Source organism: Corynebacterium sp. CCUG 51687, assembly GCF_024453995.1.
Taxonomy (GTDB): Bacteria; Actinomycetota; Actinomycetes; order Mycobacteriales; family Mycobacteriaceae; genus Corynebacterium; species Corynebacterium pseudogenitalium.
The window spans coordinates 262,588-280,562 of record NZ_JAGPYT010000001.1; the positions used below are offsets into that span (position 1 = coordinate 262,588).

General features: G+C 56.5%; 16 protein-coding genes. 13 read left to right on the top strand and 3 right to left on the bottom strand.

The window, feature by feature from the left end; translation table 11 throughout:
* Positions 1 to 44 precede the first annotated feature (44 nt).
* Positions 45 to 977 carry a peptidylprolyl isomerase gene (locus tag KBX13_RS01285; RefSeq protein WP_256020380.1) on the bottom strand — a complete coding sequence of 311 codons (933 nt, stop codon included), beginning with the start codon at positions 975 to 977 and terminating at the stop codon, positions 45 to 47.
* Between the two features lie 120 nt (positions 978 to 1,097).
* Here KBX13_RS01285 and tpx point away from each other — a divergent pair, with 120 nt between their 5' ends.
* Genes tpx through hisS form a run of 3 tightly spaced genes read left to right on the top strand, consistent with a single transcriptional unit; the run spans position 1,098 to position 3,600 of the window.
* Entirely contained in the window at positions 1,098 to 1,595 is a 498-nt protein-coding gene (gene tpx / locus KBX13_RS01290) for a thiol peroxidase (RefSeq protein WP_256020382.1), read from the top strand.
* Positions 1,596 to 1,628: 33 nt separating this feature from the next.
* Positions 1,629 to 2,267, top strand: coding sequence for an MBL fold metallo-hydrolase (locus KBX13_RS01295; protein ID WP_256020383.1), 639 nt, complete (start codon positions 1,629 to 1,631; stop codon positions 2,265 to 2,267).
* Positions 2,268 to 2,310: 43 nt separating this feature from the next.
* Positions 2,311 to 3,600, top strand: a complete 1,290-nt coding sequence (hisS, locus tag KBX13_RS01300) for a histidine--tRNA ligase (RefSeq protein ID WP_070362383.1) — start codon at positions 2,311 to 2,313, stop codon at positions 3,598 to 3,600.
* A gap of 6 nt (positions 3,601 to 3,606) precedes the next feature.
* Here the strand turns inward: hisS and KBX13_RS01305 are convergent, their stop codons facing one another.
* The gene (locus KBX13_RS01305) at positions 3,607 to 5,001 is read right to left on the bottom strand and encodes an L-serine ammonia-lyase (RefSeq protein ID WP_070362384.1); all 1,395 of its coding nucleotides are present in this window, start codon (positions 4,999 to 5,001) and stop codon (positions 3,607 to 3,609) included.
* Positions 5,002 to 5,029: 28 nt separating this feature from the next.
* Positions 5,030 to 5,932 (bottom strand): neutral zinc metallopeptidase, encoded by a 903-nt coding sequence (locus tag KBX13_RS01310; RefSeq protein ID WP_256020450.1) that lies wholly within the window; start codon positions 5,930 to 5,932, stop codon positions 5,030 to 5,032.
* 114 nt (positions 5,933 to 6,046) lie between these two features.
* Here KBX13_RS01310 and aspS point away from each other — a divergent pair, with 114 nt between their 5' ends.
* The 10 genes from aspS to aroB all read left to right on the top strand — a co-directional run bounded on the left by aspS (position 6,047) and on the right by aroB (position 17,975).
* Entirely contained in the window at positions 6,047 to 7,822 is a 1,776-nt protein-coding gene (aspS, locus tag KBX13_RS01315; protein ID WP_070477189.1) for an aspartate--tRNA ligase, read from the top strand.
* Positions 7,823 to 7,967: 145 nt separating this feature from the next.
* Positions 7,968 to 9,338 (top strand): replication-associated recombination protein A, encoded by a 1,371-nt coding sequence (locus KBX13_RS01320; protein WP_256000221.1) that lies wholly within the window; start codon positions 7,968 to 7,970, stop codon positions 9,336 to 9,338.
* A gap of 48 nt (positions 9,339 to 9,386) precedes the next feature.
* Positions 9,387 to 12,053 (top strand): alanine--tRNA ligase, encoded by a 2,667-nt coding sequence (alaS, locus tag KBX13_RS01325; RefSeq protein ID WP_070477035.1) that lies wholly within the window; start codon positions 9,387 to 9,389, stop codon positions 12,051 to 12,053.
* Positions 12,054 to 12,163: 110 nt separating this feature from the next.
* Positions 12,164 to 12,658 carry a Holliday junction resolvase RuvX gene (ruvX, locus tag KBX13_RS01330; RefSeq protein ID WP_070362388.1) on the top strand — a complete coding sequence of 165 codons (495 nt, stop codon included), beginning with the start codon at positions 12,164 to 12,166 and terminating at the stop codon, positions 12,656 to 12,658.
* Positions 12,655 to 13,821, top strand: a complete 1,167-nt coding sequence (gene mltG, locus KBX13_RS01335; RefSeq protein WP_256020385.1) for an endolytic transglycosylase MltG — start codon at positions 12,655 to 12,657, stop codon at positions 13,819 to 13,821. The genes ruvX and mltG overlap by 4 nt, the downstream gene beginning before the upstream one ends.
* Positions 13,821 to 14,642: a shikimate dehydrogenase gene (locus KBX13_RS01340; protein WP_070976829.1), complete on the top strand. Its 822-nt coding sequence runs from the start codon at positions 13,821 to 13,823 to the stop codon at positions 14,640 to 14,642. Before mltG ends, KBX13_RS01340 begins: the two co-directional genes overlap by 1 nt.
* A gap of 3 nt (positions 14,643 to 14,645) precedes the next feature.
* Complete coding sequence (locus KBX13_RS01345; protein WP_256020387.1) at positions 14,646 to 15,068, top strand: A24 family peptidase; 423 nt, start codon at positions 14,646 to 14,648, stop codon at positions 15,066 to 15,068.
* A gap of 22 nt (positions 15,069 to 15,090) precedes the next feature.
* On the top strand, positions 15,091 to 16,302 hold the full coding sequence (aroC, locus tag KBX13_RS01350; RefSeq protein WP_256008146.1) for a chorismate synthase: 1,212 nt from the start codon (positions 15,091 to 15,093) through the stop codon (positions 16,300 to 16,302).
* 50 nt (positions 16,303 to 16,352) lie between these two features.
* Positions 16,353 to 16,889 carry a shikimate kinase gene (locus KBX13_RS01355; protein ID WP_256020452.1) on the top strand — a complete coding sequence of 179 codons (537 nt, stop codon included), beginning with the start codon at positions 16,353 to 16,355 and terminating at the stop codon, positions 16,887 to 16,889.
* A 30-nt stretch (positions 16,890 to 16,919) separates the two neighbouring features.
* Entirely contained in the window at positions 16,920 to 17,975 is a 1,056-nt protein-coding gene (aroB, locus tag KBX13_RS01360) for a 3-dehydroquinate synthase (RefSeq protein WP_256020388.1), read from the top strand.

Genomic DNA, 17,975 nt, shown 5'->3' on the forward strand with positions numbered 1-17,975 from the left:
TAGACTGAAAACTGCTCCTGTGCAGCTGAGAGGCAACTGTGTAGTTACTTTACGGTTGCCGATTTGATGCGTACCTCTTCGGCTGGTGCGCCGTCTCGGCCGCCGCCTTCGACGCCCTTTTCAGCAATCTTGTCAAGGGTGTTCAAACCTTCTTCAGAGATTTGACCGAAGTAGGTGTACAGCGGAGGCAGCACTGAATCACCGTAGTTCAGGAAGAACTGGGACCCATTGGTATCCAAACCGGCGTTCGCCATAGCGATGGTGCCGCGCGCGTACTTCTGAGGGTTCTGCTGGAGCTCCATCTGCTTCATTTGCTCTGCTTCCTCGGGGGACACTCCGTCAGGAGCAGGCGCGTCCTTGAGCGCCTTGAGCGCTTCGTCAGTCGGGAACTCATTTGCGAACTGGAAGCCAGGACCACCGCTGCCTACGCCGGTCGGGTCACCGCACTGCAGTACTTTAAGGCCGTCGCCATCGGTGAGCCGGTGACAGACGGTATCGTTGAAGTAGCCAGCAGAGGCGAGGTGTTCGATCGCATTCACAGTGCATGGCGAGACAGAGCGGTCGAGCTCCATACCAATCGGCCCTGCACTGGTGTCGAGCTCGACGTTGACTGTCCCTGTCGTAGAGACGTTGTCGGTCTTCGGCAGGTCTGCTTTCTTGTCACCCTGTGCTGTATCGGGGGTGTATTCACACGAGACTGAGGCGGGGAGTGCTTCGGCACGCTTCGTCGCGATTGCCTCGTAGTTGTTGGCGTCGAATTCGCTTGGGGCGGTGGTTTCTTCAGCCGAGCTTTGAGCTTCGTTGGTGCTGTCGCCGTCCTGGTTCGCTAGGAAGTAGATGCCGCCGCCTAGCGCCACGATTACAACTGCGGAAAGCGCCGCGATCGACCAGGGCTTTGAGTTCTGCTTTCGATCGCGTGAATTCAATTCACGCTCCAGATGTTTAAGGGCTTCTTGACCGCGCTCTTTATTGCTCACCGTAGTACCTCTATTCTGACTAGTTGACTGGGAAATATTAGCAGGTGTAACTGTACCTGTCGTATTTTGCTGTGTTTTTTGCGACTGCTCGCTTCCGATAGTTCATGTAGGGTCGTGGACATGGCAAAGGTATTTTTTCAAGGTAATGAATCGCAAACATCTGGATCTCTTCCTAAGGTAGGCGACGCCCTTCCTGACGCCGTGCTAGTCGCGGGCGATCTTTCTGAAAAGAAGTTGTCCGAGTACGAGGGGAAGCGCCTGGTCCTTAACGTTTTTCCATCACTAGACACTGACGTGTGTGCAAAGTCTGTGCGAGCGTTTAATGAGCTCGCGGGATCTGCAGAAAACACTGCAGTGCTTTGTATCTCCAAGGACTTGCCATTTGCTCAGCAGCGTTTCTGCGCGGCAGAGGGCATCGAGAATGTAGAGGCGCTCTCTGCATTCCGCTCTGATTTCGGCACGGCGTTCGGCCTCACGCTTGACGGAACGCCACTCAAGGGGTTGCTTGCACGCGCGGTCATCGTGACTGACGCCGATCACCGCGTGGTGCACGTCGAGCTGGTCGAGGAGATCACCAACGAGCCCGACTACTCGGCTGCTGAACAGGCCCTTTCCTAATCGGAGAGGTTTAGGTAGACAGCGAGGTAGGCATTGCGAATCTTAGGTTTTACGTCGGGACCATTTCAGACGAACTGCTACGTCATCATCGATGATTCTGCGAAGCTAGCCTGCCTCGTCGATGCCGGCATGGGAACACACCAGGTCGTTTCTGCGTTTCTCAAGGAAGAGGGGCTGCAACTTGTAGCCATCTTTCTTACCCACGGCCATATTGACCATACGAGAGATGTTGCGCGGTACCAGGTTCCCGTATTTATTCACGCAGCTGACGCGTTCATGCTTGATCATGGACGCGGTCTTCCTGCCTCAACACTCGAGCTTTTCGACGCCGCTTCGATGGAGGCCGTATCGGACCTCCGCACGTTTGACGCAGATGGGCCACTTGAAATCGCCAGTTTTAGGGTTGATGTAACTCATACTCCAGGCCATTCTCCCGGCAGTGTCCTCTATCAGATGGGCGACGTCATGTTTTCAGGCGACGTGCTGTTCGCGGGGTCCGTCGGCCGGACTGACCTGCCACACTCCGATCCAGGGGCAATGAAAACCTCTTTGTGTGGACCGGTTTGGGCGATTCCTGACGAGACAACGTTGTTGCCTGGACACGGGCCCGGTACAACCATGGCGCACGAACGAACCACGAACCCGTTTCTCCTTGAGGCTCGTAATCAGTAGCCATGGCTGCGGTAGCGACGGAGAACAGCTAGACTCAGTCCCCGTGAGTGATACGAAGAAACCCCAAAAAGAAAAGTTCAAGGCACTGAGCGCTCCAAAGGGAGTGCAGGAGTACGTGCCCCCGGCGTCGTCGAAGTTCCTTTATGTCCGCGATGAGTTCGTGCGACAGGCGCATGTTGCGGGTTTCCAACACATCGAGCTTCCGGTTTTCGAAGACACAACTCTTTTCGCCCGTGGTGTCGGTGAATCTACCGATGTTGTGTCGAAGGAAATGTACACGTTTGCCGACCGTGGCGGGCGTTCTGTGACCTTGCGTCCAGAGGGGACTGCAGGCGTCATGCGTGCAGTGATCCAACACAACCTTGACAGGGGTTATCTGCCGGTGAAACTGAACTACGCCGGTCCGTTTTTCAGATACGAGCGTCCGCAAGCTGGCAGGTACCGCCAGTTGCAGCAAGTTGGTGTCGAGGCAATTGGCGTCGACGACCCCTTGCTTGATGCGGAGATTATCGCACTTGCGGATCGTTGCTACCGGAGTGTTGGGTTGAAAGGCTTTCGCCTCGAGCTGACAAGCCTTGGCGATCACACCTGCAGGCCCGCATACCGGGAAAAGCTCCAAGCTTTCCTCAAGAAGCTCCCGTTAGACGAGGAGACGCAGCACCGCGTGGAAATCAATCCGCTTCGTGTTCTGGACGACAAGCGTCCGGAGGTACAGGAGCTTCTAGCCGATGCGCCGTTGATGCTGGACCACCTCTCAGATGCGTCTCGCGAGCACTTCGAGACTGTTACCGGGACGCTGAAGGATATGGGGGTTCCGTTTGTGATTAACCCGCGGATGGTGCGAGGCCTTGACTACTACACAAAGACTACTTTCGAGTTTGTGCACGATGGTCTTGGGGCTCAGTCGGGAATTGGCGGAGGTGGACGTTACGATGGCTTGATGGCGCAGATCGGTGGCCAAGATCTGTCAGGCATCGGATTCGGGCTTGGCGTTGATAGGACAGTGCTCGCGTTGGAGGCTGAGGAGGTGGCGCTCCCGAATCTGGATCGTCGCGTTGAGGTGTTCGGCGTAGCAATCGGTGAGGAGGCTCGCCGCAAGATGAGCTCGCTTATCGACGAGCTCCGTGCCGCAGGAATTTCAGCTGACATGGCGTACGGTGGTCGCGGTTTGAAAGGCGCAATGAAAGGCGCTGACCGGGCGGGTGCGCGCTTTGCTCTCGTGCTCGGGGACCAGGAGCTGGCTAACGGGGAAGTGGCGGTCAAGAATCTGGAGAGCCACGAACAAGTTGCCGTTCCGCTTCAGGCTACGGCCATTATTCAGGCAGTGAGCTAGCCTGATTTAGCACTCTGTGATGTTGACCGGGAGGCCAAGCTGTACAGCGAGGCCTCCCATTGACGTCTCTTTGTACTTGCTCATCATGTCGTGGCCTGTCGCTGCCATCGTTTCTACTACATCATCGAGCGTGACTTTATTGGTTCCATCACCAAGCTTGGCTAGGCGGGCCGCGTTGATTGATTTCACCGCTCCGATGGCATTTCGTTCTATGCAAGGAATCTGCACAAGGCCAGCCACTGGATCGCATGTGAGTCCGAGGTTGTGCTCGAGGCCAATCTCGGCAGCGTTCTCTATCTGCTGCGGAGTGCCGCCCAGAATTGCGCACATACCGGCTGCGGCCATGGACGATGCGGACCCTACCTCGCCCTGACACCCGACTTCGGCACCGGAAATAGAGGCGTTCGTCTTAATGATGGCGCCGATCGCTCCAGCGGTCAGCAGGAACTGATGCGCAGCATCCCGGTCGAAGTCGTCGGTAAAATCCCGGCAGTAGTGCATGACAGCCGGGATAATCCCCGCCGCACCATTCGTCGGGGCGGTCACGATGCGCCCGTGCGCGGCGTTTTCCTCATTGACAGCGAGAGCGTACAAGTTGACCCATTCCATCGCGTCAAGGCCGCGAGATGCGGAGGCCTCGTATTCGGCCGTCAATAAGCGATGTAGCCGAGGAGCGCGGCGACGAACTGATAGTCCACCTGGAAGCTCGCCTTCCGTTTTTAGGCCGTGGGCGACGCACTCTTGCATGGTGTCCCAGACCGCGTCGAGGTGAGCATCCAGGACGTCCTTGCCGTGTATCGCTTCTTCGTTCGCACGCATGAGTTCTGCGATAGATAGCTGATGAGTTTCGCACTGGCGCATTAGGGACGCACCATCGGAAAATGGGTAGGGGACGTTAACCGCATCGCGTACGGTGGCGACGCCCGCCTGGTCGCGGTTTGCTTCCATCTGCGTGCGGTCGAGGATAAAACCACCGCCAACGGAGTAGTACTCTTTACGGGAAGCGATGCGCACGCCCTCGGCGTTCCACGCATCGAAAATCAGGCAGTTTGGGTGCTTAGCGACGGGCACCGGGTTCATCGCGACTTCATAGTCGAGTTCACGCTCTGGACCTTGGATGTGCCCTCGTTCTGGAATGAGCTCACCAGGAAGCGGCCGGGTGTCCGCAGAAGTAGTAAGTGGGGTATAACCGACAAGTCCCAGTAGCACAGCTCGGTCGGTTCCGTGGCCCACACCCGTTGCCGCCAAGGAGCCTCGCAGCTCAACCTTGACTGCGGCGGGCGCTTCACTCAAATCCTCGATAAATGCAAGCGCGGCACGCATAGGGCCCACCGTATGAGAAGACGATGGGCCGATTCCGATGCTGAACAAATCAACGACGCTGACTGCATTGTGTGACATGCGCGCGATGTTACATCACCAGAAAGATTTAGCCCTTGTAGACGCCACGGTTGAGAGTGTCGCAGGCGGACATTTTGCCGGTCCTGTACCCGGACATAAACGCGGTCTTTCGCTGCTCAGAAGAACCATGTGTCCAGGTATCGGGGTTGACGTCACCGCCCGAGCGGCGTTGGATGTTGTCATCTCCGATAGCCTGTGCGGTCTCAATTGCAGCCAGGACGTCGTCTTCAGTAAGCGGCTCAAGCAATGCGTTGTCACCCTTGTCCGCGTAATGCGCCCAGATACCCGCGTAGCAGTCGGCCTGCATTTCGATAGCTACGGCAGCAGAATGCTCACCAGGATCGTTGTAGTTGCTGAGACCGAGGGTGCCCTCAATCTGCTGTACGTGGTGTCCAAACTCGTGAGCCGTCACATACATTTGCGTGAACGGTGCGTCGTTCCCGCCGAGTGCATTGAGCTGCTCAAAAAACGTGGTGTCAAAGTACGCTGTTTGGTCGGCGGGGCAATAGAAAGGACCGGTAGCTGAGGAAGCATAGCCGCAGCCAGTCTGCGTCGCGTCCCGGAACAAGGTGAGGCCTGGTTCGGTGTAGTCAAGGCCAGCTTGCTCTGGCAAAAGCGTTTTCCAAACACCGTTGACGGATACGCCGGCTGCCTCGACCCGGCAGTCGTCGTATTTGTTAGCAGCGTTGTCCTCGTTGCAATGCTCCAAGGAGTAGCTCGAATCCGGCTCTGTGCCGGATGGAGATTGCTCGATGAGATCAGCCGGATTTCCGCCCAGTGCAATAAAGAGAACTATGAGTACAAGTCCACCAATACCACCGCCTGCGGCGATTGGGACGCCACGCCGCCCACCTGAACCAGTCTTTGCGTAGCCACTTCCGCGCTGATAGTTGCTGTTAAACGTCATGGGACAAGCATGCCATAGACGCAGGCGTTTATGGGGAATTGGTACGGTCTTCGGACCCGTCCCTTCGCATGCGAGACAAAGGGGGTACACTTTCAACAGTTAATGTTGTACCTCACGTGGAAGGACGTGGAACAGACTGTGCTGCGCACTCATCTCGCGGGCGAGCTCCGCAAAGACCTTGAAGGACAAACCGTCACGCTGGCAGGTTGGGTAGGCCGTAGGCGCGACCACGGTGGCGTTATTTTTATCGACTTGCGTGACCGCTCTGGCTACGCGCAGGTGGTTTTTAGGGATTCGGAAGTCGCTGAAGCTGCGCACGATTTGCGTAGCGAGTACTGCATTCAGGTAACTGGTGTTGTTGAACCACGCCCAGAGGGCTCGGCTAACCCGAACCTTGCGTCGGGTGAGATCGAGGTCAACGTTTCTGAGCTGAAGGTGCTCAACAAGGCTGCTGCGCTGCCGTTCCAGATTGAGGACGCCTCTTCGAACGAGGTAGGCGAAGAGACTCGCTTGAAGTACCGCTACCTTGACCTTCGTCGTGAGCGACAGGCCGCAGCACTTCGCCTCCGCGCAGCGGCGAATCGCGCAGCACGTAAAGTGTTGGATGCGAATGATTTCACGGAAATTGAAACGCCAACGTTGACCCGTTCTACCCCTGAAGGTGCGCGTGATTTCCTGGTGCCGGCGCGTTTGCGCCCTGGTACCTGGTATGCATTGCCGCAGTCGCCACAGCTGTTCAAACAGCTTTTGATGGTCAGCGGCATGGAACGCTACTACCAGATCGCGCGCTGCTACCGCGACGAAGACTTCCGTGCGGACCGCCAGCCGGAGTTCACACAGCTCGATATCGAGGCCAGCTTTATCGACCAGGACGACATCATCGCTCTCGCGGAGCAGATCGTTGTTGAGTTGTGGAAGCTGATCGGCTACGAGGTCTCTACTCCGATCCCGCGCATGACATACAAAGACGCGATGGAGAAGTACGGCTCGGACAAGCCTGACCTTCGTTTCGATATTCAGCTGGTGGACTGCACTGAGTTTTTCAAGGACACGACCTTCCGCGTCTTCCAGAACGACTACGTCGGTGCCGTTGTCATGGATGGTGGCGCTTCGCAGCCCCGCCGTCAGCTTGATGCCTGGCAGGAATGGGCAAAGCAGCGCGGCGCGAAGGGCCTGGCGTACATCTTGGTGCAGGAGGACGGCGAGCTCGGTGGTCCTGTTGCGAAGAACATCACCGAGGAAGAGAAGGCCGGCATTGCAGCACACGTTGGTGCGAAGCCTGGTGACTGCATCTTCTTCGCAGCAGGTGACGCGAAGAGTGCACGTGCATTGCTCGGCGCAGCGCGAGGGGAAATCGCTCGCAAGCTTGGCCTGATTAAGGAAGGCGATTGGGCGTTTACTTGGGTGGTTGATGCTCCTATGTTCGAGCCGTCCGCTGACGCGACAGCCTCCGGAGACGTTGCGCTTGGCCACTCGAAGTGGACCGCTGTGCACCACGCGTTTACCTCGCCGAAGCCAGAATTCAAGGCAGACTTCGAGAAGAACCCAGGCGAAGCTCTGGCATACGCATACGACATTGTCTGCAACGGCAACGAAATCGGTGGCGGATCCATCCGTATTCACGAGCGAGACGTCCAGCAGCGTGTCTTCGAAGTCATGGGCATCACCGAGGAAGAAGCCAAGGAGAAGTTTGGCTTCCTGCTTGAGGCATTTGCTTACGGTGCGCCACCGCACGGCGGCATCGCATTCGGCTGGGACCGCATTGTGTCCTTGCTTGGCGGGTTTGACTCCATTCGTGACGTCATTGCCTTCCCGAAGTCCGGCGGCGGCGTAGACCCACTGACGGATGCGCCTGCGCCTATTCCAGACGAGCAGCGTAAAGAGACTGGCGTTGATTTTAAACCGAAGAAGTAGCGTCGACATTGCGCACGGATGAGCCGGCGCAATGAAACAAACGCGTGCCGGAGCGTCGGCAACCGTGTAGGTTGTTGGGGCTCCGGCTTTTCTCACAGGTGGTCGGCCTGCCGGGACTGAGCGGTAGTTTTTGAGGAGAGTAAACATGTCGCAGGGTGATCTATTCGGTAACTCCTTACCGACTAGTGGCCAGCAGACTGCCAATGATGGTAGCGCACAACGTGGCTCAGACTTTTTTGCAGCAGGTCACGGTGCACCACTCGCTGCCCGAATGCGCCCTCAGAGTTTGGATGAAGTTGCTGGGCAGCAGCATCTTCTTTCCGAGGGCAAACCTCTACGTCGACTTGTAGAAGGATCGGGTGCAGCCTCAGTGATACTTTACGGTCCACCTGGTACTGGTAAAACAACCATCGCTTCGTTGATCGCTAAAACAATGGGGCAAAACTTCGTTGGTCTTTCTGCACTGTCTTCAGGGGTGAAGGAGATCCGCGCGGTCATCGATGCAGCGCGTAGAGATTTGATCTCGGGTGAGAGTACGGTCCTGTTTATTGACGAGGTTCATCGGTTTTCTAAGACTCAACAGGATGCGCTGTTAGCTGCCGTCGAGAATCGCACGGTGTTGCTTGTAGCGGCTACGACAGAGAATCCGTCGTTTAGCGTGGTAGCCCCGCTGCTTTCACGCTCGTTGCTTCTGAAACTTGAATCCTTGTCGGCTGAAGACCTCGGCGTGGTGATTGATCGAGCGATACAAGACGAACGTGGGCTCGCGGGTTCCGTGAAGCTTGCCGACGATGCGCGAGCACAACTCATAGCCTTGGCGGGTGGAGATGCACGCCGCAGTTTGACGTACTTGGAGGCAGCTGCAGCATCAGTCGAACCGGGGGAGACAATCACTCTTGATGTCGTGAGGGAAAGCGTGAACCGTGCGGTGGTGCGTTACGACCGGGACGGCGACCAGCACTACGACGTAGTTTCCGCATTCATCAAGTCGATTCGAGGCTCAGATGTCGACGCAGCGTTGCACTATTTGGCACGGATGATTGAAGCTGGTGAGGATCCTCGCTTTATAGCGCGCAGGCTGGTCATTCATGCTTCGGAGGACATTGGTATGGCCGATCCATCAGCGTTGCAAACTGCAGTTGCCGCAGCGCAGGCGGTACAGCTGATCGGGATGCCTGAGGGTCGACTGACACTTGCACAAGCGACGATTCATTTGGCTACCGCGCCAAAATCGCCAGCAGTGATTCAGGCGATTACGCGCGCCCAGGAGGACGTGCGCGCGGGAAAGATCGGCCCGGTTCCAGCGCATTTACGGGACGGGCATTATGAGGGCGCGAAAGCGATGGGCAATGCAGTCGGTTATGTCTACCCGCATGATGACCCGAAGGGGGTAGTACAACAACAGTACATTCCCGACGGCTTAGAGGATGCGGTCTACTACACACCAACGGACCACGGTGACGAGCGAAGAATTTCCGGGTTCTTGGGTAGGCTGCGTAGGTTAGTACGTGGTTGAGGGGTAGAGTAGTTCGAGATTGATTCGAACTTGAAAGGAAACTACTCCGTGCAAACCCATGAGATTCGTGAGCGCTTTACGCAGCACTTCGTTCGTGCAGGACATACACCAGTTCCGAGCGCATCGCTTATCTTGGACGATCCGACACTGCTGTTCGTGAATGCGGGCATGGTTCCGTTCAAGCCGTATTTTCTTGGCCAACAGAACCCTCCCTTTGAACATGGGAAAGCGACTTCGATTCAAAAGTGCGTGAGAACGCTTGATATTGAAGAAGTAGGTATCACGACTCGCCACAATACGTTTTTCCAGATGGCCGGCAACTTCTCCTTCGGCCAGTATTTCAAGGAAGGCGCGATTACTCACGCATGGGAGCTGCTGACGGGCAGCGTAGAGGATGGCGGTTACGGCCTCGACCCAGAGCGGCTGTGGGTGACGGTGTATCTGGATGACGACGAGGCTGCTTCGATTTGGGAAAACAAGATCGGGGTAGATCCGTCGCATATCCAGCGAATGGGCATGGAGGACAACTTCTGGTCCATGGGTATTCCTGGGCCATGTGGTCCGTGCTCGGAGATCTACTATGACCGTGGCCCTGAATACGGTAAAGAGGGCGGGCCAATCGCTGACGATAACCGCTACATGGAGATCTGGAACTTGGTCTTCATGGAGTCGATTCGCGGTGAGGGCGACAAGAAGGGCAACTTTGAGCTCGTCGGAGAGTTGCCAAAGAAGAACATCGATACCGGGCTAGGCATCGAACGCGTTGCCTGCCTGCTGCAGGGCGTCGACAATGTGTATGAAACAGATCTGCTCCGCCCGGTTATTGACGCGGCAGTTGAGCTTACCGGCACTAAGTACGACGCAGGAGTGCACGAAGATGATGTAAGGTTCCGCGTGATTGCGGACCACTCGCGTACAGGCATGATGATCATTCTCGACGGTGTTACGCCGTCGAACGAGGGGCGCGGTTACATTCTGCGCCGCTTGCTGCGCCGAATTGTTCGCTCTGCACGTCTTCTAGGCGCAACTGGGAACGTGCTTGAGGTCTTCATGAACACCATTATGGATACAATGACGCCGTCGTTCCCGGAGATCGCGAAGAACCGGGAACGTATCCTGCGGGTTGCTTTGGCTGAAGAACGTGCCTTCTTGAAGACCCTCGAATCCGGTACACACCGATTCGACGAAACAGTCGAGCAACTGCGTGCATCCGGAGCGAAGACTCTGCCTGGCCAGCAGGCATTCGAACTCCACGACACGTACGGTTTCCCAATTGACTTGACGTTGGAGATGGCGCATGAGGCCGGACTTGACGTCGATATGGACGCATTTAACTCCGCCATGCAGGAGCAGCGAGCTCGGGCGAAGGCTGACAATAAAGCGAAGAAGCACCGTAACGTTGATGAATCGCTCTATCGGGAGTGGGTGGACAACCACCCGACCGAGTTTGTGGGCTATTCAGAACTTGAGCATGATGCCCGAGTCCTCGGTCTCGTCCGCGACGGTGACAAGGTGAACGAGGCTGCGGAAGGCGATGAGGTCGAGGTTATTCTCGACGTCACTCCGATGTACGCCGAAGCCGGTGGCCAGATGGCCGACCGCGGTCTGATTCGCGTTGGCGATACGATGTTGCAAGTTCACGACGTGCAGAAGATCGGCAAGAAACTGTGGGTGCACAAGGCAACCGTGGAACATGGCGGCATTGGCCTCGGCGATCAGGTACAAGCTGAAGTTGATGAGAAGTGGCGTCATGGGGCGCGACAGGCGCATACCGCTACCCACCTCATTCACGCTGCGCTACGTCAGGTGCTCGGCCCAACCGCTGTCCAGGCTGGTTCGATGAACAAGCCTGGCTACCTGCGTTTCGACTTCAACTACACCGAACAGCTGACTGATGCTCAGCTCCAGGAGATTGCAACCATTACGAACCAGGCGGTGGACGCAGACTTCGCGGTTAACACCATCGAAACTTCGCTATCAAAGGCGAAGGAAATGGGCGCGATGGCGCTATTCGGCGAGAACTACGGTGACCAGGTGCGGGTGGTAGAGATCGGCGGGCCGTTCTCTATTGAGCTGTGCGGTGGTACACACGTTGAGCACTCGTCACAGATTGGACCTGTTGCTGTGCTCGGCGAGTCTTCTGTTGGCTCTGGCGCACGCCGTATCGAGGCGTACTCCGGCATGGACTCCTTCCAGTACTTTTCGAAAGAAGCTGCACTGGCCTCGGGGCTCGCTGCCGAGCTCAAGACTCCAACAGGCCAGCTGCCGGAGCGCATTGCGCAGCTCACAGAGCGGCTCCGAGCTGCTGAAAAAGAGATTGAGAATTTGCACCGTCAGCAGTTGCTGTCGAAGACTGGCGAGTTCTTGGACCGCGCAGAGACCATTGGTGCGTACAAGGTGATTGCTGCGAAGCTGCCCGACGGTATCGAAGCTGGCGATGTTCGCACCTTGGCGAACGACCTTCGCGGAAAGCTGGAAGGTGAGGCCGCGGTCATTGCGCTGGCCTCTGATAACGGCGGCAAGGTGCCGTTCGTGTTTGCGGCTACCAGTGCGGCGGTAGAGAGCGGGATCAAGGCTGGCGAACTTGTGAAGTCCTTCGGTGAATACGTCAACGGGCGCGGTGGCGGCAAGCCGAACCTTGCTCAGGGCTCCGGCTCTTCCGCTGATGGTATCGATGCCGGCTTCAAGGCAATCCGCGACGTACTTGGTGCCTAAGCCCCGTAAGCACGGATCAATAGTGCGACACGCCGTATTTGGATATCCGTTGTCCCAAAAAACCAGTAGGTTTTAAGGGAAGGCACAGAGTAAACGGTTGGAGTGATGGTATGACGGTGCAGCCCGATCGCCCCGGGGTTCAAGATCCCGGGCCGGGACGTCGCCTCGGAATTGACGTCGGTACAGTTCGTATCGGTGTCGCATCGTCAGACCGTGATGCAAAGCTAGCGACTCCACTTGAGACTGTTGCCCGTGTTACAGGATTTAAAGATCGCGACGGAGCAGATATCGATAGAATCATCGACATCATCGACGAGTACAAGATCGTTGAAGTTGTTGTTGGTCTGCCACGCGATTTAAAAGGTCACGGCTCACGTAGCGTCAAACACGCGAAAGAGATCGCGTTCCGGATTAGGCGACGATCTGGGCTTCCCGTAAGAATGGCTGATGAACGTCTAACAACTGTTGCTGCAGCTCACGCCTTGCGTGCGAGCGGCGTGAACGAGCGCGCTGGTCGTAGTGTGATTGATCAAGCTGCGGCGGTTGAGATTTTGCAATCCTGGCTGGACGGCCGAACGAATTACTTCAAGGAGAATCAATCGTGACGACCCCAACAACCTCGAAACGACGTACACGGGGCACGGCGGTGCTCGTAACGTCGATCTTGCTGATCATTGGATTGATTGCCTGGATCGCGGTGATGCGTAACGGCACGAACGCCGATTTTAACGGTACCGGTAATGGTGAGGAACAAGTCGTCGAGATCCCCGAGGGCTCGAACATTTCGTCGCTGGGTCCTGAGCTTGAAGAACGTGGCATTGTTGCTTCGAACGGAGCGTTCCAGACTGCAGCTGCGAATAATGCGGACTCGGACAACATTCAGCCTGGATTTTACCGCTTGGAAGGTGAGATGAGTGCGGACAGTGCCGTGGCTGCGCTGCTCGACCCATCTAAGCGCGTAACGCCACTACAGGTTTATGGGGGTGCAACGCTCATGGATGTCAACGTCGTTGGTGGGCAACGGCGTCTTGGTATCTTGTCCATGATTCAGCAAGTTTCTTGTGGTGAAGAAGTCAAACCTGGTTGCGTTACTGTTGAAGAGCTGCACCACGTTGCGGCCGATGCGGATCCGGCGAGCCTCGGCGTTCCAGAGTGGGCACTCGAGGTAGTGAACGCTCGAGCGGGAGACGCGAAACGTCTTGAAGGACTTATTGCTCCGGGTGAGTACATCGTGGATCCAGGGGCGTCTGCCGATGCCGTGCTCACTGATTTGATTACGCGATCTGCAAAGCAGTATGAAGCGACAGACATAGTCACGAGGGCAAAGTCAGTTGGATTGACTCCGTACGAACTCGTCGTAGCTGCATCTCTGGTTGAGCGTGAGGCTCCTGCCGGAGAGTTCGATAAGGTGGCTCGAGTTATCCTGAACCGTCTCAAAGAGCCTATGCGTCTCGAGTTTGACTCGACCGTCAACTATGGGTTGCCCTCTGTTGAGGTTGCGACGTCACGTGAGGACCGTGAGCGGGTCACTCCTTGGAACACGTACGCGATGGATGGACTACCGCAAACGCCGATTGCATCACCATCGATGGAAGCAATTGAGGCGATGGAGCGGCCTGCAGAAGGTGATTGGCTGTTCTTTGTGACCATCGATAAGGATGGCACGACAGTCTTTAACCGCACTTTTGATAAGCATTTGGAGGATACGCAGCGCGCGTATGACTCTGGCATTCTCGATTCTCAGCGCGAAGGAAATCGGGAGCAGTAATGTACCAAGCAGCCGTCCTCGGTTCCCCGATTAAGCATTCACTCTCACCGGTCTTGCACCACGCTGGGTATAAGGCTCTGGGGCTCGATGATTGGCGTTACACAAGGATTGAGTGCGTCGAAGCAGACCTTCCCAGGGTCGTGCTTGAGGCGGACGAGAGTTTCCAAGGGTTTTCAGTTACGATGCCCGGCAAGTTTGCTGCGTTAAAGGTCGCGGATCGGGCAACCGATCGGGCAATTGCGATCGGGTCCGCGAACACCCTGGTCCGCACACACCAGGGGTGGCGGGCGGATAACACTGACTGCGAAGGAGTGCTGTACGCGCTTCGCCGTTTGCTTGGCGGAGCAGATATCCAACGAGCGGTCGTGATCGGCGCCGGCGGTACTTCTCGGGCTGTGATTTGGGCCCTTCGGGAACGAGGGGTTGAGGAAATTACTGTTATCAATCGTTCAGATAGGAGCGGCGAGCTTCGAGGACTGACGGAAGGCATTAGGTGCAACTTCGTATCTTTTGACAGTGATCTTTTCAAAGTTACGGCTGCTGCTGACGTGGTTGTTTCGACTGTCCCCGCAGATACGCTGCGGCCCTATGTTCAGCAGCTGGCTCACGCCCCGTTGCTCGACGTCATATATGATCCGTGGCCGACTCCGCTGGTATCCCAATCTGCTGCGAACGGTTACAAAGCAGTCGGGGGGCTGACGATGCTAGCGGGGCAGGCGTTCTCACAGTTCGAACAGTTCACGGGACGCAATGCGCCGCGTGAAGAAATGGAAACGGCGCTCGTGGAGCATTGGAACGCGCTAGAGCAGCAAAGTCACTAGAAGATGGCGGGGGGAGTTGTTTGGGGCGCGGTCGCTCTGGGGTTGGCCTGGTCGATAGTGACATGCTGGTACGACCTGAAATACGCGCGGTTGCCTAATTGGCTCACGCTGCCACTGTGCGTTGTGGCTGTCATTGCCGTCGCGTTCGAGCCCTTCTTATCTGTGGGTATGCTTTGGCCTGCTACCTATTTGCTGTTTGGACAGGGCATTGGTGGCGGTGACATCAAACTCGCGCTTCCACTGGGCGTTGCTTCAGCAGCGGCTGGTGGATTCATCGGTGTTATGGCGGCGTTGTTTATAAGCAGCTTCTGCACGGTATGTTTCGCGTTACTCGTAAGGTCTCACCGTGTTCCACATGGCCCGTCGATGCTATTGGCGAGTTGGGCAGTAATTGGAATCTATGCCGGAAACTGCATCTTCTCATGAGAAGTGTGACAGAATAGCCATCATGTTTCGCTGGACCACTGCCGGAGAATCCCACGGCCAAGCCCTGATCGCACTTGTTGAGGATATGCCTGCTGGCGTGCCAATTACTGAGCAGGAGATCGCACATCAGCTCGCTCGTCGCCGTCTCGGGTACGGACGCGGCGCGCGGATGAAGTTTGAGCAAGACAAGCTGGAGCTGCTCGCTGGAGTTGTGCACGGCACCACGATTGGTAGTCCGATCGCGATTCAGATCGGCAATACCGAGTGGCCAAAGTGGACGACGATTATGTCTCCGCATCCGTTGGATACTTCGAATGAAGATGTGCAGAAGGCCATGTCGTCTGGGCGTGGTGCAAAGTTGACTCGTCCGCGACCAGGGCATGCGGATCTTCCAGGCATGATCAAATACGGATTCGATTCGGCACGACCTGTGCTTGAGCGTTCGTCAGCACGTGAAACGGCTGCGCGAGTCGCCGCAGGAGCGGTTGCGCGTGCGCTTTTGCGTGAGGCCCTGGGCGTTGAGGTGTTTTCGCACGTGGTTTCAATTGGGGACTCAGTGCCTGATCGTGACGTGTTGCCTTCCTTTGCTGACATTGATGCTATCGACGCCTCTCCGGTACGTGCCGCGAGCAAGGAAGCAGAAGCCTCGATGGTTGCGTGTATCGAATCCGCAAAGAAAGCAGGGGACACCTTGGGTGGAGTCGTCGAGGTAATTGTCGACGGCCTCCCTATCGGCCTGGGCTCCCACATCTCTGGGGAAGCACGCCTCGACGCTCAGCTTGCGGGCGCCTTGATGAGCATTCAATCCGTGAAGGGCGTCGAAATCGGAGATGGTTTTGAGACTGCTACGCGCAGAGGGTCGCAAGCGCACGACGAGATTACGTTGAAAGATGGCCGGGTTCAGCGGCTGTCTAACCGAGCCGGTGGCCTTGAGGGTGGTATGACCAACGGTGAGCAGCTTCGTGTGCGAGCTGCCTTCAAGCCGATTTCTACGGTGCCTCGCGCGCTGCAATCTATCGATATGGCTACCGGAGCGGAGGCCACAGGTATTCACCAGCGATCCGATATCTGTGCTGTCCCAGCGGGAGGCGTGGTTGCAGAGGCGATGGTGGCACTTGTGCTTGCGGAAGCGACATTGAAAAAGTTCGGTGGGGACAGTCTCGACGAGTTGAGGCGTAATATTGCGTCGTATCAGCAATACGTTGCGCAGCGCTTCCGTTTTGATGGGGAGTAGTCCGCAAAGAAAGGATGACTGTGAACGCAGATACAGGTTCCCGACCAGCCATAGACGAGGTTCTAGGGTCGTGCGAGTCCGGTATTCCAAAAGTCGTGCTTGTTGGCCCTCCAGGCGCTGGGAAGACGACGATTGGGCGTCGATTAGGGAGGGCATTGAACCTTCAGTTCGTGGATTCTGATTCGATAATCGAACAAGCTGAAGGTAAACCGTGCGGTGAAGTCTATGCATCGTTGGGGGAGGATGCGTTTCGTGATCTTGAGTACGAGGTTGTGAAGCAGGTATTAGGGAGCAAGGGCGTTGTGAGCCTAGGCGGTGGCGCTGTGGTTCGGCCTGAGACTAGAGCTCTGTTAGAAAACCACCTTGTCGTGTGGGTTGACGTCGGGGTGAAAGAGGGCACTCGACGGACTGCAGGAGACGGGACTCGTCCAGTGTTGGCAGCAGAAGACCCTGAAGCGCGTTACCAGGCGTTGCTTACTGAACGTGAGCCGTTCTACCGCGAGGTTGCTGACTACCGCGTCCGCACTGACGATCGTCCGCCACAGCGCATCGTTGCTGAAGTGTTAGGCGTCATCGATAGCGAATAGAACGATTCCTAGAGAGAAGAGAGGCAAGTCATGGCCGTAGTGGATGTTTGTGGGCCCCAGCCGTATCAGGTCTTCATCGACCACGACACAACTATGAAGGTCGGTATTCGCGTGCAGGAGCTTGGGGCGAGGAAGGCCCTGATCGTGCATCAGCCTCCGCTAGCTGCCGTTGCACGAAGTATCGCGCAAGACTTAGAAAACAATAACATTGAACCCCACCTGGCGGCCGTCCCTGATGCGGAGGACGGCAAGAGCATTGCGGTTGCAAGTGAACTTTGGGATGTTCTTGGGCGTGCCGGTTTCTCGAGGCAGGACGCCGTGGTCACTGTGGGCGGCGGTGCAGCAACTGATATGGGTGGATTTATCGCTGCTACTTGGATGCGTGGCATTGACGTCGTGCATGTCCCAACTACATTGCTAGCAATGGTGGACGCCGCAGTAGGCGGGAAGACTGGGATGAACACAGCGGAAGGTAAGAACCTGGTCGGTGCATTTCATGAGCCGAAGGGCGTCTTCATCGACTTGGAACGCGTGTACACCCTTCCAGAAGAAGAGATCGTGTCTGGCTCCGCGGAGTTGATCAAGACGGGTTTTATCGCTGACCCAAAGATTTTGGATCTATTCCAGGAGGGTGCCTCTCGTCACTGGTCTGAGCTCATCGAGCGCTCTGTCGCTGTCAAAGCAGGCGTTGTCTCCAAGGACCTCAAAGAGTCGGGGCTCCGTGAAATCTTGAACTATGGGCACACGCTTGGTCATGCAATCGAGCGACGCGAGCAGTATCGTTGGCGGCACGGAAATGCTGTTGCTGTGGGAATGATGTTCGTTGCGTACCTTGCGCTGCAGCGGGGACTTATCGACGAATCGGTTGTTTCGCTACACCGTACGATCCTTGAAGCGGCTGGGTTGCCAACGCGCTACGAACATGGCGTGTTCGATGAGCTCTATGAGGGAATGACCCGCGATAAGAAGAATAAGAACGGGCACATTCGGTTCGTGGTACTCGATGGTATCGGTTCTTGTACACGAATCGAAGATGCCACCAAAGAAGAGATGCGTGCTGCTTACGAAGCCATGATGGGGGACTAG

Bases quoted from the DNA above. Each gene is read 5' to 3' on its own strand.
- tpx (WP_256020382.1), top strand. From the start codon at position 1,098: ATGGCAAAGGTATTTTTTCAAGGTAATGAATCGCAAACATCTGGATCT.
- KBX13_RS01305 (WP_070362384.1), bottom strand. From the start codon at position 5,001: ATGTCACACAATGCAGTCAGCGTCGTTGATTTGTTCAGCATCGGAATC.
- KBX13_RS01320 (WP_256000221.1), top strand. From the start codon at position 7,968: ATGTCGCAGGGTGATCTATTCGGTAACTCCTTACCGACTAGTGGCCAG.
- ruvX (WP_070362388.1), top strand. From the start codon at position 12,164: ATGACGGTGCAGCCCGATCGCCCCGGGGTTCAAGATCCCGGGCCGGGA.
- KBX13_RS01340 (WP_070976829.1), top strand. From the start codon at position 13,821: ATGTACCAAGCAGCCGTCCTCGGTTCCCCGATTAAGCATTCACTCTCA.
- KBX13_RS01345 (WP_256020387.1), top strand. From the start codon at position 14,646: ATGGCGGGGGGAGTTGTTTGGGGCGCGGTCGCTCTGGGGTTGGCCTGG.
- aroC (WP_256008146.1), top strand. From the start codon at position 15,091: ATGTTTCGCTGGACCACTGCCGGAGAATCCCACGGCCAAGCCCTGATC.
- aroB (WP_256020388.1), top strand. From the start codon at position 16,920: ATGGCCGTAGTGGATGTTTGTGGGCCCCAGCCGTATCAGGTCTTCATC.